The sequence below is a fragment of the Ancylobacter sp. WKF20 genome (assembly GCF_029760895.1).
GTDB lineage: Bacteria > Pseudomonadota > Alphaproteobacteria > Rhizobiales > Xanthobacteraceae > Ancylobacter.
Genome location: NZ_CP121679.1, coordinates 796,109 through 810,530 on the forward strand (window position 1 = coordinate 796,109; position 14,422 = coordinate 810,530).

Annotated in this window: 16 protein-coding genes; 5 read left to right on the forward strand and 11 right to left on the reverse strand. The window is 67.1% G+C overall.

Annotated elements, in window-relative coordinates:
* Window positions 1-46: 46 nt before the first annotated feature.
* Window positions 47-781, forward strand: coding sequence for an AzlC family ABC transporter permease (locus AncyloWKF20_RS03665; protein WP_279316571.1), 735 nt, complete (start codon window positions 47-49; stop codon window positions 779-781).
* The gene (locus AncyloWKF20_RS03670; protein ID WP_279316572.1) at window positions 778-1,131 is read left to right on the forward strand and encodes an AzlD domain-containing protein; all 354 of its coding nucleotides are present in this window, start codon (window positions 778-780) and stop codon (window positions 1,129-1,131) included. The genes AncyloWKF20_RS03665 and AncyloWKF20_RS03670 overlap by 4 nt, the downstream gene beginning before the upstream one ends.
* 12 nt (window positions 1,132-1,143) lie before the next feature.
* Here the strand turns inward: AncyloWKF20_RS03670 and AncyloWKF20_RS03675 are convergent, their stop codons facing one another.
* The 4 genes from AncyloWKF20_RS03675 to AncyloWKF20_RS03690 form a co-directional block, all read right to left on the reverse strand.
* Window positions 1,144-1,566 carry an HIT family protein gene (locus tag AncyloWKF20_RS03675; protein ID WP_279316573.1) on the reverse strand — a complete coding sequence of 141 codons (423 nt, stop codon included), beginning with the start codon at window positions 1,564-1,566 and terminating at the stop codon, window positions 1,144-1,146.
* A 48-nt stretch (window positions 1,567-1,614) separates the two neighbouring features.
* A complete protein-coding gene (locus tag AncyloWKF20_RS03680; protein WP_279316574.1) occupies window positions 1,615-2,913 on the reverse strand; it encodes a GNAT family N-acetyltransferase in 1,299 nt (432 codons plus the stop codon).
* Window positions 2,914-3,048: 135 nt separating this feature from the next.
* Window positions 3,049-3,813: a glycerophosphodiester phosphodiesterase family protein gene (locus AncyloWKF20_RS03685; protein ID WP_279316575.1), complete on the reverse strand. Its 765-nt coding sequence runs from the start codon at window positions 3,811-3,813 to the stop codon at window positions 3,049-3,051.
* A 3-nt stretch (window positions 3,814-3,816) separates the two neighbouring features.
* The gene (locus AncyloWKF20_RS03690) at window positions 3,817-4,278 is read right to left on the reverse strand and encodes a RidA family protein (RefSeq protein WP_279316576.1); all 462 of its coding nucleotides are present in this window, start codon (window positions 4,276-4,278) and stop codon (window positions 3,817-3,819) included.
* Between the two features lie 147 nt (window positions 4,279-4,425).
* Between AncyloWKF20_RS03690 and AncyloWKF20_RS03695 the strand changes: the two genes are divergently transcribed.
* A complete protein-coding gene (locus tag AncyloWKF20_RS03695; protein ID WP_279316577.1) occupies window positions 4,426-5,253 on the forward strand; it encodes a cell envelope integrity EipB family protein in 828 nt (275 codons plus the stop codon).
* Here the strand turns inward: AncyloWKF20_RS03695 and AncyloWKF20_RS03700 are convergent.
* Window positions 5,210-6,577, reverse strand: a complete 1,368-nt coding sequence (locus tag AncyloWKF20_RS03700; RefSeq protein ID WP_279316578.1) for a DNA polymerase IV — start codon at window positions 6,575-6,577, stop codon at window positions 5,210-5,212. The two genes, AncyloWKF20_RS03695 and AncyloWKF20_RS03700, sit on opposite strands and share 44 nt — an antisense overlap.
* A gap of 12 nt (window positions 6,578-6,589) precedes the next feature.
* Complete coding sequence (locus AncyloWKF20_RS03705) at window positions 6,590-6,892, reverse strand: DUF3572 domain-containing protein (RefSeq protein ID WP_279316579.1); 303 nt, start codon at window positions 6,890-6,892, stop codon at window positions 6,590-6,592.
* A gap of 120 nt (window positions 6,893-7,012) precedes the next feature.
* On the opposite strand from AncyloWKF20_RS03705, the gene AncyloWKF20_RS03710 reads away from it, so the two are divergent.
* A complete protein-coding gene (locus AncyloWKF20_RS03710) occupies window positions 7,013-7,384 on the forward strand; it encodes a response regulator (protein WP_267582782.1) in 372 nt (123 codons plus the stop codon).
* Window positions 7,385-7,660: 276 nt separating this feature from the next.
* Here AncyloWKF20_RS03710 and rpmG read toward each other — a convergent pair whose 3' ends face one another.
* From rpmG to rnr, 5 genes are all read right to left on the reverse strand, one after another.
* Entirely contained in the window at window positions 7,661-7,828 is a 168-nt protein-coding gene (gene rpmG / locus AncyloWKF20_RS03715; RefSeq protein WP_267582781.1) for a 50S ribosomal protein L33, read from the reverse strand.
* A 120-nt stretch (window positions 7,829-7,948) separates the two neighbouring features.
* Window positions 7,949-9,103 (reverse strand): MFS transporter, encoded by a 1,155-nt coding sequence (locus AncyloWKF20_RS03720; RefSeq protein WP_279316580.1) that lies wholly within the window; start codon window positions 9,101-9,103, stop codon window positions 7,949-7,951.
* A 122-nt stretch (window positions 9,104-9,225) separates the two neighbouring features.
* The gene (locus tag AncyloWKF20_RS03725) at window positions 9,226-9,966 is read right to left on the reverse strand and encodes an NUDIX domain-containing protein (protein ID WP_279316581.1); all 741 of its coding nucleotides are present in this window, start codon (window positions 9,964-9,966) and stop codon (window positions 9,226-9,228) included.
* A gap of 8 nt (window positions 9,967-9,974) precedes the next feature.
* Complete coding sequence (locus AncyloWKF20_RS03730) at window positions 9,975-10,424, reverse strand: DUF983 domain-containing protein (protein ID WP_279316582.1); 450 nt, start codon at window positions 10,422-10,424, stop codon at window positions 9,975-9,977.
* Between the two features lie 15 nt (window positions 10,425-10,439).
* The gene (gene rnr / locus AncyloWKF20_RS03735) at window positions 10,440-12,701 is read right to left on the reverse strand and encodes a ribonuclease R (protein ID WP_279316583.1); all 2,262 of its coding nucleotides are present in this window, start codon (window positions 12,699-12,701) and stop codon (window positions 10,440-10,442) included.
* Window positions 12,702-12,941: 240 nt separating this feature from the next.
* On the opposite strand from rnr, the gene AncyloWKF20_RS03740 reads away from it, so the two are divergent.
* On the forward strand, window positions 12,942-14,420 hold the full coding sequence (locus AncyloWKF20_RS03740) for an MDR family MFS transporter (protein ID WP_279316584.1): 1,479 nt from the start codon (window positions 12,942-12,944) through the stop codon (window positions 14,418-14,420).
* Window positions 14,421-14,422 lie beyond the last annotated feature (2 nt).

Here is a 14,422-nt window from a genome sequence, read left to right on the forward strand (position 1 = left end):
TGAAGGGTCGATGAACGGGCGTCCCGTTGAGCCCTCGATGTCTCCCGTGCCCGAGCTTGCGCCACCTGCCCAGCTTTCCGCCACCCGCTGGTTTCTGCGCGGCATGGCGGGTTCTCTTGCCGTGCCCGGCTTCGTGCTGGTGGCGACCTTCGTTGGCTTTGGTGGCCTGCTGCACGATGTCGGCTTTCCGATTGGCGCGGGACTGCTCTCCACCCTGTTCATCTGGGCATTGCCGGCCCAGGTGATTCTCGTCGGCGGCATCGGTGCGGGTGCCTCCCTCCCGGCCGTCGCGGTGGCCGTGTGTCTTTCGGGCGTGCGCCTCTTGCCGATGGTCGTCTCGGTAATGCCGCTGATGCGCGGGCCGAAGCCCCGGCTGTGGCGCGAACTGGTCTGCGCGCATTTCATCGCCATGACCATGTGGGTGGAAGCCCTGCGCCTGCTGCCGCATGTGCCCAAGGTGGGGCAGCCCACCTATGCGATGGGCCTCGGCACCGGCATGACCCTGATGAGCATGGCCGGCACGGCCTTCGGCTTCTATCTGACGAACGTTCTGCCGGGACCGTTCGCTGTCGCCCTGCTGCTGCTGACGCCGATCTCCTTCACCATCCTCTTGGTGCGCAACGCAAAGGCGCCCGTGGACTGGCTGGCGATCGGCCTGGGCGCTGCCATTTCGCCACTTGCGGTGAATTCTCCGGGCGGCCTGGATCTTTTCTGGGCCGGCGTCGGCGGTGGCACGCTCGCCTTCTTGATCGCCCGTTACGGTTTCCGGAAGGCGGCATGAGCTTCATCCAGACGGAACTCGGCGCGGTGCTCGTCGTGCTCATCGTCGGCTTTCTGCCGAACGAGGTCTGGCGCGTGCTTGGCGTGCTGTTCGGTCGCCGAATCGACGAAGACGGCCTGTGGATGCAATGGGTGCGCGCCGTGGCGACGGCGCTACTCGCGGCCGTCGTCGCGCGCCTGCTGCTTGTGCCGAACGGCGCGCTGGTGGCGCTGCCCTTCTGGCTGCGCGCCGGCTCCGTGCTGATGGGGCTCGGCGGCTTTCTCGCCTTTCGCCGCTCGGTTCTCGCCGGTGTCCTCGCCGCCGAGGCGCTGCTCGTTGCCGGCGCCTGGTGGCTCGGGGTTGGTGGCTGACACCCGCCATCTCTAGCCGGCGAGGGCGGCCTTCAGCTTCGCGGCATTCTCGGTCAGGATTTCCGGCGCTTCCATTTTGGATTGCGGCGGCAGCAGCTCGATGCCCTCGAAGCGCGGAATCACATGCACATGCAGGTGGAACACCACTTGTCCGCCGGCCGTCTCGTTGAACTGCTGCACGGTGATGCCATCCGCGCCGAAGGCGCTCATCTGCGCCAGAGCGACCTTCTTGGCGACCTGGATGACATGGGCGAGATCATCAGGGGCGATGTCGAGAATGTTGCGCGCCGGTACCTTGGGGATGACCAGCGTGTGTCCCGTCGAGCGCGGCATGATGTCGAGAAAGGCGAAGGCCTTCTCGTCTTCATAGACGCGGTGCGCCGGCAGCTCGCCGCGCAGGATCTTGGCGAAGATGTTGTTGGGATCGTAGGCCATGACGTCCTCCCCTGTTGCGGCTCCTGATCGCAAGCCGGGCCGCGTGGGTCAAGGCTCCTCCTCGGGCGGCGTGCTGGCGAGGTCGTGGCGGAACGGGCCGGCATCGGCGAGTTCCGTCCCGAGCTCGGCCATATAGCGGCGCTCGCTGGCGAGGTAATTGGCCACGGCGGCGCGCAGGCCGGGATCGGCGATGTAATGGGCCGAGCGCGTCGTCACCGGCAGATAGCCGCGTGCCAGCTTGTGCTCCCCCTGCGCCCCAGCCTCGACCGTCCCGAGCCCGCGGGAGATCGCGAACTCGATGGCCTGGTGGTAGCAGACCTCGAAATGCAGGAAGGGGTGATGCTCGATCGCGCCCCAGTGGCGACCATAGAGCGTGTCGGGCCCAATGAAGTTTATCGCCCCGGCGATCCAGCGTCCCGCCCGCTTGGCCATGACCAGCAGGATCTGGTCGGCCATGCGCTCGCCGATCAGCGCATAGAAGGCGCGGGTGAGGTAGGGGCGCCCCCATTTGCGGGCGCCGGTCTCCAGATAGAAGGCGAAGAAGGCGTCCCACACCTCCTCCGTCAGGTCCGCGCCGGTGAGCCAGTGGATGGTGACGCCTGCCTCCAGCGCCTCGCGCCGCTCGCGCCTGATCGCCTTGCGCTTGCGGGACGCAAGCTCACCCAGAAATGCCTCATAGTCGCCATAGCCGCGATTGTGCCAGTGGAACTGCTGGTCGGTGCGCGGCAGAAAGTTCTGGTCTTCCAGCGCGGTGGCATCGGCTTCGGTGAGGAACGTCGCATGCACGGAGGAGACGCGGCGCATGTTCGCCAGCGTCACCAGCCCACCAGCGAGGGCGGCACGGACGGCTTCCCCCGGCGCGTCGGGGCTTGCCATGAGGCGCGGGCCGGTCGCCGGGGTGAACGGTACGGAGACCTGAAGCTTGGGGTAATAGCGCCCGCCGGCGCGCTGATAGGCCTCCGCCCAACCATGGTCGAAGACGTATTCGCCTTGCGAGTGCGATTTGAGATAGGCCGGGCACGCCCCGATGACGCGGCCCTCCTCATCCTCAAGCACGAGATGCTGCGGCAGCCAGCCGGTCTCGGCACAGGCCGACCCTGATTCTTCCAGCGCGCTCAGAAAAGCGTGGGAAACGAAGGGGTTGAGGACCGGCTTCGCAAGCGGCGCTGCAGCGACTTCAACGGTCGATCCAGAGATCCTTTTTTTCTCGAGATCATTATTTATCAATGACTTCGATGAGTTATCTAATGTGAGCTGCGAGCCACTGGCGGCGCACCGATTCCAGGCGTCGGCGGGAATCGCAGCGATGTCGCTCTCGACCCGGAGGGTGAACGTGCTGTCAGGCATGGGGGTGGGATGGCTCGTGCGGGATGGGGCAGCGCTAGTCTGCGCGCCTTTGCGAGCGAACGGAAGCGAGCTCACGACCTTGCGAAGTGCCGCATCGGCATCCCTGAGCGACAGGCACGGCGCGTCCCTCAGCTCTCAGGGGCGGAAGCCCTCGAAGATCATCTGGTCGGCATGCCGCGCCGCCGTCGCGCGATCCTGCGCCGAGCGGACGGTCCAGGTCAGCACGGCGACCCCATGGGTGCGCTGCGCCCAGGTGACCGCCTCCGAGGGCAGCTCCTTGACGTAGTGGGCGAGGAAATGGGGCTGCATCTCCGCAAAGGGCTCAAGCGCGCCCCAGGCGCTCTTGGTCTCCGGTGTGAGGAAGTCCCACTCCGGGTCGTCATAGCGGTGCTCCATGGTGAAGCCGCGCGGGATATGCGGCGCCAGCTGGCGCACGCTGGCCACCAGAGCAGGATCGAACGACATCAGCGCCGCCGGACCCTCATAGCCCGCCAACACCTCGACCGCCCGGCGCGCCACCGCGTCATTGCCGTCGAAATGGCTCTTGAGCTCGATGACCAGCGGCGTGCGGCCGGCGACGCGCGCGAGCAGGTCGTCCAGCGTCATGGTGCGGTCGGACGTGCCGCGCAGCTCCAGTGCCTGGAACTGCGCGGTGCTGAGCGTCTTGGCCGGGCCGGTGCCGAGCGTCAGGCGCTCCAGCGTGTCGTCATGGAACACCATCGCCTCGCCATCGGCGGAGAGCTGGATGTCCACCTCGATGGCATAGTTGCCGGCGAGCGCCGCATCGACGGCGGAGGGCGTGTTCTCAATGATGCCAGCCGCCGCATCATGCAGCGCGCGATGGGCAATCGGCCGGGCGGTGAGCCAGGCCGGCGCTGCGGACGGGACGGGGACCGGCATGGCTCAGGCGAACTCGATGACGGCGTCGATCTCGACGCTGACATTGAACGGCAGGGCGGCCACACCGACGGCCGAGCGCGCGTGACGGCCGGCATCGCCGAACACCTCGACAAAGAGATCGGAAGCGCCGTTGACCACCTTGGGCTGATCGGTGAAGTCCGGGGCAGAGTTGACGAAGGCGACGAGCTTCACCACGCGCGTCACCCGGTCGAGTTCGCCAAGCGCGGCCTTGATCTGCGACATGAGATTGATGGCGCACTGGCGCGCGGCCGCACGCCCGGCGTCGAGATCGGCCTCACCGGCGAGCTTGCCGCTCAGGAATACGCCGTCCTTCACCGACACCTGACCGGAGATCCAGAGCTGGTTGCCGCTGATGACCGTCGGCACATAATTCGCCACCGGCGCGGCGGCGACGGGAAGGGTGATGCCGAGGGCCGCAAGCTTGGCCTCAACCTGACCGGACATGGCTGTCTCCGTGCTAAGATGCGGCGAGACGCAGCGTGGTTTCCCACTTTCGCCCTTGTTCTCGCCTTGAGTTCGGGGTGCGATGTTTGTCCGATCGTTCTGCCGCGCGCAAGCGCATGCGCGGCGTGCCCGAGGAATCTTGTTTTTATGTCCGCCACTGCTTTCCTTCGCGGCCTGACCGCCTCCGCCGTCCTCGTTCCGATGCTGGCCGCAGCGGCACCCGCCTGGGCGGTGCAGCTCTCGCCCCATCGCGCGACCTATGCGCTTTCCCTCGACGGCAGCACGCCGGCCAAGCGCGTCAACGGCGCGCGCGGCGAGATCGTCTATGAGCTGCGCGGCAATGCCTGCGCCGGCTACTCGGTGCAGTTGCGCCAGAGCACGGATCTGGAAACCGAAGGCGGGCGGCTCAACAGCTCGATCACGACCGCGACCTGGGAAGACGGTGATGGCAATGCCTTCCGCTTTCGCGTCGTGAACACGGTCAATGACGAGTCTCCCGAGGAGGCCGACGGCGTGGCGGAGCGGCGCGACGGGCAACTGGTCGTCAAGGCGACCAAGCCGGAGGAGGGCACCATCCGCCTCGCCAAGGGCGTGTTATTGCCGACCCAGCATGTGGTGAAGGTGCTCGACGCCGCCGGCCAGGGCGAGAGCCTCGTCGAGGCCCCGGTCTATGACGGGTCCCCCGACGCCAAGAAGGTGTTCGATACGCTGACCGTCATCGGCAAGGGCTCGAATGATCCCAAGGGTCTGGAGGATGCGGCCATCAAGAGCGATCTCGCCGGGCGGATGCGCTATCCGGTGACCATCAGCTATTACGAGCGCGGCACGGACACGCAGACGCCCGACTACACGATCAGCTTCGACCTGTTCGATAACGGGGTCAGCCGCGCGCTGAAGCTCGATTATGGCGACTTCGCCCTGCGCGGCACGCTCACTTCCTACGAGGCGCTGCCGCAGGAGAATTGCGCGAAGTAGCCGGCCCCGGCTCCGCCGGCTCTGGGGCGTTGCGGTGCGGCTGGGGCGCTGCCGTGCGAGGGGATGCGTCGAGCGCGATGCCCCGGTCGATGATGCCCTTGCCGAATTTGGCGCGTAGCTGATCGGTCGCCAGTTCGGCCAGCCCCTTCTTCGTCGCCTGCACGTCGATCAGATCGCCGGGGTCCGCGAGCGCGAGATCCGCCAGTTCCGAGACGCCCACGCCGATCAGCCGGAAGCGGCGCCCATCTGCCTCCTTCTCCAGCAATTCGCGGGCATGGGCGAAGATGCGATGGGCGAGGCGTGTGGGGTCTTCCAGCGAGCGCGCGCGGGTGAGCAGCTTGAAGTCGGCCGTCTTCAGCTTGAGCGTGACCGTTCGCCCGGAAAGCTCCGCCGCCTTCAGTCGGTCCGAAAGCTTGCGCGACAGCGCGTAGAGCTCCGTTTCCAGCGCGCGAAAATCGCTGATGTCGCTGTCGAACGTCGTTTCGGTCGAAACGCTCTTGGTCTCCCGCTCGGGGTTTACCCGCCGGTCATCAATGCCGCGCGCCAGACGCCAGAGGCGCAGCCCCTCCGCCCCGAAGCGCCGGGCCAGAGCGGTCTCGTCCGCCGCCTGAAGGTCGCCGATCAGCCGGTAGCCTTCGCGCGCGAGGCGCTCCTGCGTGGCGGCGCCGACGCCCCAGATGGTGCCGACACTGCGCGGGGCGAGAAAGGCTGGCGCCTCTGCCGCCCCTATGACCGCGAAGCCGCGTGGCTTGTCGAGATCGGAGGCGATCTTGGCGAGGAACTTGTTCGGCGCCAGTCCGACGGAGATGGTGACACCGATCTCGGCCTCAATTGCGCGGGCAAAGCGGCCGAGCGTGCGCGCCGGGCTCGTCCCGTGCAGGCGCTCGGTGCCGGACAGGTCAAGGAAGGCCTCGTCGATCGAGAGCGGCTCGACCAGCGGTGTGAGCCGCAGCATCCGCTCGCGAATTTCCCGGCCGACGGCGACGTATTTCGCCATGTTCGGTTTCACGATCACGGCCTCGGGGCACAGCGCCCGCGCCTTGAACATCGGCATGGCCGAGCGCACGCCCTTCACCCGCGCGAGGTAGCAGGCGGTTGAGACGACACCACGCCGGCCGCCGCCGATGATGACGGGCACGTCGCGCAGGCTAGGGTTGTCCCTCTTCTCGACCGCCGCATAGAAGGCATCGCAGTCGATATGGGCGATGGTGAGCCGGTCGAGTTCGGCATGGCGCACCACCCGCGGGCTGCCGCACTCAAGGCAGCGCGGCGCGCCCTGCGCGTCCCGCAGGCAGTCGCGGCAGAAGCCCGGCATGCCCGCCATGTCGGCCCTCGCTCAATCCTCGGGGAGGTCGGCGTGGAACAGGATCTCGCGCGCCGCCACCACATGGCCGGGGTCGATCTTGGCGCCCTCGGCATAGGCGATCAGCAGATCCTGCCGGTTGATGAGGTAGTCCAGCAGCGCCACATGGAAGGTTGTGGAGCCGGCGATGCCGCGCAGATCCGCCGGGGAGAGTCCACTCTCGGCCAGAAAGGGGCCGATCCGCTCCGGGTCGGCGGCGAGAAAGCCGAGCGCACCGAGGCTCACTTCGCGCGCGGCTTGCTGGTTGGATAAAGGCTTGGAATTGCGAAGCCGCATTTGGGGTTCCGTAAGGAATGGACGGGTAAGCTCAGATCAGAAGATGGGCCTTGCGCTTGCTGACTTTGGCCCGCGTACGGACCGTCGACGACGAAGTTCAGGACTCACGGACCGAGCCATATGCCCAAGACCGTTCTGATCGTGGAAGATAATGAGCTGAATATGAAGCTCTTCAACGATCTTCTCGAAGCCCATGGCTATATCACGGTCGGCACCCGTCATGGCGCCGAAGCGCTAGTTCTTGCCCGCTCACATCGGCCGGATCTGATCCTGATGGATATCCAGCTGCCGGAGATGTCCGGCATCGACGTGACGCGGGCGCTAAAGGCTGATCCCGACCTCAAGGCGATCCCAGTGATCGCGGTCACCGCCTTCGCCATGAAGGGCGATGAGGAGCGCATCCGCGAAGGCGGTTGCGAGGCCTATCTGTCGAAGCCGATTTCGGTCAGCAAGTTCCTTGAGACGGTGCGCCACTTTCTGCCCGAGGCCTGATCGACGACGCGATCGAATCGTTCGCGAGGGGTCGATGTACCTGTTGCGTTCTCACGCTGATCGGATAGCCTTGCAACCCTGAACGCCATACCCTGCGGAGTGCTCGGGTCCGCCGCATCTCCTGGGTCCGTGGGGTCAGGCCGGCGGGCGGCGTGATGGAAGGCCTCTCCGTTTCGCCACCGCCGGCCGTCTCCTCGACCGAACAGCGATCCGACCAACAAAAAAGGCGCCTTGCGGCGCCTTGTTCGTTTCAAGTGATGGCCCGAAGGCCAGATATCACTTGATCTTGCCTTCGCGGAACTCGACGTGCTTACGCACGACCGGATCGTACTTCTTGACGACCAGCTTGTCGGTCATGGTGCGCGAGTTCTTCTTGGTGACGTAGAAGAAGCCGGTGTCGGCGCTCGACACGAGCTTGATCTTGATGGTCGTTGCCTTGGCCATTGACCGGGTCTCCTGGGGCGTGGCCTCGGCCACGTCTAAAAAATCGGGTTCGCGCGGCAGCGAAGCCGCTCGTTGGGCGTCCGTATCGCGGATCAGCCCCGGAATGTCAAGAAAGCTAGCTCAGCGGTCGCGCCAAATCTGACCGGCGACCACCACCGAGTAGAAGATGAGAAAGCCCGCAAGGCTCCACGCAAAGCCGTGCGGATCCACGGCCTGCATGCCTGCCCCCACCGCTGTCGGGCCGAAGGTCAGGCCGAGCGAGTAGAGCATGACGAAGGCGGCGTTGGCGGTGGCGAGCCGCGCCCCATCGAATCGCGCACCGAGCAGCGCGAGGCCGACCGTGTAGAGGCCGCACACGATTCCCGTCGTCAGGAACACGGTCGCCCACATCGCCCAGCTATCGGCCGCGAGGGAGGGGATGAGCAGGGCGCCACCGAATCCGAGGGTGCTGCAGACCAGCAGCAGCTTGCGCCGGTCCACCCGGTCGCTGAGCAGGCCGAGGGGGAGTTGCAGGAACACATTTCCCAGTTCGGCGATGGTGAGCAGCAGGGCCGCCTGCCCGTCATCGAGGCCGCGCCGCAGCCCGTAGAGCGGCAGGAAGTTGATGAGGCCGGTCTCGACCGCGCCGAAGATGAAGGCGGCGAGCGTTGCCGCCGGGGCGATCAGCATGAGGCTGAACAGCCCGCCCGTGCTCTCCTTCTCCACCACCGGTGCGCTCGACGCGCCGATCAGCACCGGAATGGCCGCGAGCCCGAACATGGCGGCGCCGGCCAGATAAGGCGGCCAGCCGGTCGTGCCGACGAGCGTTAGAATGGCGGGCCCGCCGGCGAAGCCGCAGGAGAGCACGGTCCCGTAAATGCCGATGACCAGCCCGCGCTTGCCGGGCGGCGCCGCCGCGTTGATCCAGAACTCGCTGATGATGAACAGCACGGAGAGCGCCGCGCCGAACATGAAGCGCAGGGGAAACCACAGCAGGAACGAACTGGTGACCTTGAATCCGAGGAGCGAGACCGCGGCGACGAGGATCGCCCCCATGAGCAGCGGCCCGGCACCGAGGCGTCCGACCAGCTTGGTGATGACCGGTGCGATCGCCAGTGTGGCCAGCCCGCCTACTGCCGTGTTCATGCCGATCCAGGCGCTGGAGATGCCGCGCGAATCCAGTTCAAGCGCGAGCAGCGGGATCGACAGAGCAAGGCCGAAGCCGACCGCGGAAATGGCACCAATGGCGGCGGCAATGGAGGCGATATTGACCGCGGGAGCGGCAGGGGCATGCATGGACGGCACCTGAAAGCTGCGAGGCAGACGCCTCCGCCGAGGGCTCTACCCCATGGCTCACGAAAGTCGAATGACTTTTGGCGATGCGCTCATGCACGCGGATTGTGAGTCGCGTACGAGCCTCAGGCGATCGTGTCGCGGTACATCCGCCCGCCACGGGCGAAGTAATAGGGCACGGGCAGCCAAGGCTTGTTGCCGGAGCCGAGCCGGGCCTCGATCTCCTCGATGATGGCGCGGGTGATCTGCGGCACCTCCGCCTTCTTCGCTTGGGCGATGGTCAGCCAGGCCGTCTCCACCAGCTCGCATTCTTCCCCGACCACGCCCTCCAGCCGGTGCGCGATAGTGCTGGCATCCGCCATGAAGAAGCGCGTGTCGAAGCGGCGAGGCAGGCCGGGCGGGGTCACGGCGCGCGCGACGAAGGTCAGTTCCTCAAGGTTCGGGTAGATCGCGGCCTGGGTGAAGGCCTCCCATCCCGCCGGCGCCCCTTCGGGCGCCCCGGCCTCGTCTATGCCGAGGAGCAGCCCGGTTTCCTCGCACAGCTCGCGGATGGCGCAGAGTGCCAGCGCCCGCGCCCGGCCCGGACTCGGGCGCGTCACCCGCTCCATCAGGCGGCGCTCGCTTACCTCGTCGAGCATGCCGAAGACCGACATCTGCCGGTCCTGCGGGTCGAGTCGCCCGCCGGGGAACACGAACTTGCCGGGCATGAAGCGCAAGGACGGGTTGCGCCGGCCAAGCAGCAGGCGCGGCGTGCGGGCCGAACGGTCGACCAGGATCAGTGCCGCGGCGTCCACCGGACGAATGGCGGCGTTCGGCGGGGTGGGGCGCTTCAGATCGAAGCGCTCGGAAACGTCGTGAAGGCTCATGGTCAGGCTCAGGGCTTCAGCAGGACGGCGCCGGAGCGCTGGCTGGGCGGCACGGGATCATACTCGCTGTCACCGCGATCAAAGCCATGCATGCGGATCGCCCATTGATAGCCGATCAGCGCGCCCTTCACCGGGGGCAGGAGCACGAGCGACAGGATAAGCGTCATCGGCAGCCATATGATGAGGTGGATCCACAGATCCGGGTGCAGCGCCATCTCCACCGCCAGCAGCAGCGGCACGACGATGTGGCCGACAATGGTGATGACCATGTAGGGCGGCGCGTCGTCGGCGCGGTGGTGCCACAGCTCCTCGCCGCAGCTCGGGCAGTGCTCGTTGACCTTGAGATAGGAGGCGAAGAGCTTGCCTTCGCCGCAGGCCGGGCAACGCATCCGGAAGCCGTTCGCGATTCCCGTGCCGACGGAGCGCGGAGGGGTGGGATGCGAGGACGTCATCGTCATGGTGGCACTCCGGCGCTAGCGGCGCTTGCCGCCGCGCGGCGGGCGGGCAGGGCGTTCATCGGGCCGGCGGAAGCGACCACGCGGCCCGCGCGGGCCGCGTGCCGCACCGCTGACGCGACTGCCCTCAGATAGGAGCTCGAATCGCAGCGCGCCAGCCACCGGCGCCGCCTCAACCAGCTTCACTTCGACGCGGTCGCCGAGCCGATGCATCTCGCCGGTCTGGTCGCCGATCAGCGCGTGACGAGCCTCGTCATAGCGGTAATAGTCATGGCCGAGCGTGACGGCTGGGATGAAGCCATCCGCCCCGGTGTCGTCCAGGGCGACGAACAGACCGGCCTTGGTGACGCCGGAGATGCGCCCCTTGAAGGTCGCGCCGATCTGCTCGGCCATGTGATGGGCGATCAGCCGATCAATCGTCTCGCGCTCCGCCGCCATGGCCCGCCGCTCGCTGGCGGAGATACGGGCGGCGATTTCGGCCAGCTCCTCCGGCGTCGTGCTCTCCGGCAGGCCGTCGCGGCCGAAGCCGAGGGCGCGGATCAGCCCGCGATGGACGATCAGGTCGGCATAACGGCGGATCGGCGAGGTGAAATGGGCGTAGCGGCGCAGATGCAGGCCGAAATGCCCGTAATTCTCCTGCGCATATTCCGCCTGAGCCTGGCTGCGCAGGATCACCTGATTGACCAGCGGGGCATATTCCGTGTCGGTGAACCGCGCCAGGATCTCGTTGAACTGAGCCGGTCGGACGGTCTCGGTCTTCGGCATCTTGATGTCGAGCGTCTGGAGAAACTCGCGCAGGCTCGACATCTTCTCCAGCGAAGGCTGGTCGTGGACGCGGTAGATGAGTGGAATCCGCTTCTCTTCCAGCGTCTCGGCCGCCGCGACATTGGCGAGGATCATGAACTCCTCGATCAGCTTATGGGCATCGAGGCGCTCAGGGACGATGACACGGTCCACCGTGCCGTCCGGCTTCAGCAGGATCTTGCGCTCGGGCAGGTCGAGGTCGAGCGGGGAGCGGGCATCGCGGGCCTTCTTCACCAGCGCGTAGCCGTCCCACAGCGGGCGCAGCACGTCGTCGAGCAGCGGTTGCGTCACCTCATCCGGCTGGCCGTCAATCGCCGCCTGCGCCTGCGCATAGGCCAGCTTGGCAGCCGAGCGCATCATGATGCGGTGGAAGCTGTGCGACTTCTTGCGGCCATTCGGCCCGATAACCATGCGCACGGCGAGGGCGGGGCGGTCCTCCAGCGGGCGCAGCGAGCACAGGTCGTTGGAGATCCGTTCCGGCAGCATCGGCAACACGCGGTCCGGGAAATAGACCGAGTTGCCGCGCACCAGCGCCTCGCGGTCCAGCGCCGAGCCGGGCTGCACATAGGCGGCGACATCGGCGATAGCGACGGTGAGGATGAAGCCGCCGGCATTCGCCGGATCGGTGTCCGGCGTCGCGTGCACGGCGTCGTCGTGGTCCTTGGCGTCCGGCGGGTCGATGGTGAGCAAGGGCAGGTCGCGCCAGTCCTCGCGTCCGGCGAGGCTCGCGGGCCGCGCGGCCTCAGCCTCCGCGAGAGTGTTGCGACGGAACACGCTGGGGATGCCATGGGCGTGGATGGCGATGAGGCTGATCGCCTTCTCCGTGGCGATGGAGCCGAGCCGCTCCTTCACCTTTGCCGTGGGCAGGCCATAGGCGTGGTGGCGGACGATCTCGACCGAGACCAGATCGCCTTCCTCCGCGCCATTGGCAAAATCCGGCGGGATGGCGAGTTCCCGGCCCATATTGCGCTTGTCGATGGGAATCAGCCGGCCGCCGCCCTGCGCGTCGCGGCGGTAGAGGCCGAGCACCAGCGTGCGGGACTTCTCCAGCACCTTGAGCACATGGCCGGTATGCCGCACGCGGCCGTCCGCCTCGGAAATCTCCTCGGTCTTCAGCAGCACCCGGTCGCCGACGGTCGGCGCGGGGCCGGCAAGCCGACCGCGGCGGGCCAGTTGCACCAGAATGCGCGGCGCCTCGCCATGCTCGTCCTCGTCCCAGTCGATCGGAACGGCAAGCAGCTCGCCGTCCTCGTCGCGCTCGACCACCTCGGACATGACGACAGCGGGAAGCGCGCCCGGCAGATGCAGCTTGCCGCGCTTGCGCCCGATCAGCCCTTCATCGGCCAGTTCGCGCAGCATCGCCTTGAGCACGATGCGGTCGCCGCCATCGAGGCCGAAAGTCCGGGAAATCTCCCGCTTGCCGACATCCCCGCCATGGGTGGCGATGAAGGCGATAAGCTCCTCGCGGGTCGGCAAACCCTTCGGCTGGCGCGGTGCCGGGGCTTTACGGGGCTTCGGTCGAGAGGGCTTTCGCACGATTCACAGGTTCCTGGCTGGTATCTGACGCTAGCGGCATCACGTCCGCGCGTCGACCAACGATCCGGGCGGGGGCGGAGTTCGTTCGTCTTTTCGTTCGTCGAGCCTCTTGCCTTTACTGGCTCGCGCGACAATTGTCCCGGGCCCCGGGGGCAGGGCACGCATTTTGAGAGACGTGACATGGATGCCCGTTCGCCTGATGCCGAAGCGGCCCCGCTGGACCACGCCGACATCAGGACCATCATCATCGGCGTCATGCTGGCGATGTTCCTCAGCGCGCTGGATCAAACCATCATCGCCACGGCGCTGCCGACCATGGGCGCGCATTTCGGCGATCTGGAGAATCTTTCCTGGATCGTGACCGCCTATCTGCTCACCGGAACGGCGGTAACGCCGCTGGTCGGCAAGCTCGCGGACATTCACGGGCCGCGTCCCATCCTGCGCATCGCCATTGCACTGTTCCTCATCGGCTCGGTCGCCTGCGCCCTTGCGCCCAGCATGCTCTGGCTGATCGCGGCGCGGGCGGTGCAGGGGCTCGGCGGCGGTGGGCTCATTGCGCTGGCGCAGACCATTGTCGGGCTGATGATCGCGCCGCGCGAGCGTGGCCGCTATCAGGGCTATTTCGCGGCCGTGTTCATCACCTCGAGCATCGCCGGGCCGGTCCTCGGGGGCTTCTTCGCCGAGCATCTGCACTGGTCGCTGATCTTCTGGATCAACCTGCCCATCGGTCTCGCCGCCGCGGCCATGAGCGACCGGGCCCTGCGCCGCCTGCCGGCGCATCACCATCCCCACCGGCTGGATCTTCTCGGCGCCCTGCTGATGTGCGTCGCCACCGTGGCCCTGCTGCTGGCGCTCAGCTGGGGCGGGGCACGCTATCCCTGGCTGTCGCTCCCGATACTTGGCCTCATGGCCGCCTCCATCGTGCTTTGGCTCGCCTTCTTCGCGCGGGTCGCCACCGCGAGTGAGCCGCTGCTGCCGGTCAGCATCATGGGTAACAAGGTGGTGCGCGCGGGCGTGCCGGCCGCCGCCTTCGCCATGGGCACGCTGGTTGGCCTGTCGATCGTGCTGCCGCTCTATCTCGAGGGCGTGCTTCGCCTCACCGCGAGCGAATCAGGTGTCGCACTCATTCCGCTGATGTCCGGCGTGGTGGTAGGCGCGACCGGGGCCGGGCGGATGATGGGGCGGGTGCGGCACTATAAGCGCATTTCGCTGCTCGGGCTGGTCGCGGCGATCCTGGCTTTGGCGCTGCTGGCGCTGGAGCCTCGGGGCCTACCCATCTGGCTGTTCGCCGCCTGCCTCGCCCTGACCGGGATCGGGCTCGGCACCGTGCTCCCCGTCTCGACGGTTGCCGTGCAGAACGCCGTGCCCATGCCGCAGATCGGCGTGGTGACCGGGATGGTGAACTTCTTCCGCTCGCTGGGCGGTGCCGTGCTCACGGCCGGCTTTGGCGCCATCGTGGTCGGCGCCTCCGGCGTGGAAGGTGGACGCCTCATGGAGCAGATGCTGGTTGCCGGCACCGACCCCGTTCCGCTGGCGCATGCGTTCCGCTGGGTGTTTATAGCCGGGGCGGGCGCACTCACCCTGTCGCTCATCGCCATGCTGGCGATGGAGGAACGCCCGCTGCGCTCTGGCGAGGGACCGGCCCCGCTACCCGAATAAGG

Coding starts and splice junctions, on each gene's coding strand:
- AncyloWKF20_RS03670 (WP_279316572.1), top strand. CDS start 778: ATGAGCTTCATCCAGACGGAACTCGGCGCGGTGCTCGTCGTGCTCATC.
- AncyloWKF20_RS03675 (WP_279316573.1), bottom strand. CDS start 1,566: ATGGCCTACGATCCCAACAACATCTTCGCCAAGATCCTGCGCGGCGAG.
- AncyloWKF20_RS03680 (WP_279316574.1), bottom strand. CDS start 2,913: ATGCCTGACAGCACGTTCACCCTCCGGGTCGAGAGCGACATCGCTGCG.
- AncyloWKF20_RS03685 (WP_279316575.1), bottom strand. CDS start 3,813: ATGCCGGTCCCCGTCCCGTCCGCAGCGCCGGCCTGGCTCACCGCCCGG.
- AncyloWKF20_RS03690 (WP_279316576.1), bottom strand. CDS start 4,278: ATGTCCGGTCAGGTTGAGGCCAAGCTTGCGGCCCTCGGCATCACCCTT.
- AncyloWKF20_RS03695 (WP_279316577.1), top strand. CDS start 4,426: ATGTCCGCCACTGCTTTCCTTCGCGGCCTGACCGCCTCCGCCGTCCTC.
- AncyloWKF20_RS03700 (WP_279316578.1), bottom strand. CDS start 6,577: ATGGCGGGCATGCCGGGCTTCTGCCGCGACTGCCTGCGGGACGCGCAG.
- AncyloWKF20_RS03705 (WP_279316579.1), bottom strand. CDS start 6,892: ATGCGGCTTCGCAATTCCAAGCCTTTATCCAACCAGCAAGCCGCGCGC.
- AncyloWKF20_RS03710 (WP_267582782.1), top strand. CDS start 7,013: ATGCCCAAGACCGTTCTGATCGTGGAAGATAATGAGCTGAATATGAAG.
- rpmG (WP_267582781.1), bottom strand. CDS start 7,828: ATGGCCAAGGCAACGACCATCAAGATCAAGCTCGTGTCGAGCGCCGAC.
- AncyloWKF20_RS03720 (WP_279316580.1), bottom strand. CDS start 9,103: ATGCATGCCCCTGCCGCTCCCGCGGTCAATATCGCCTCCATTGCCGCC.
- AncyloWKF20_RS03725 (WP_279316581.1), bottom strand. CDS start 9,966: ATGAGCCTTCACGACGTTTCCGAGCGCTTCGATCTGAAGCGCCCCACC.
- AncyloWKF20_RS03730 (WP_279316582.1), bottom strand. CDS start 10,424: ATGACGATGACGTCCTCGCATCCCACCCCTCCGCGCTCCGTCGGCACG.
- AncyloWKF20_RS03740 (WP_279316584.1), top strand. CDS start 12,942: ATGGATGCCCGTTCGCCTGATGCCGAAGCGGCCCCGCTGGACCACGCC.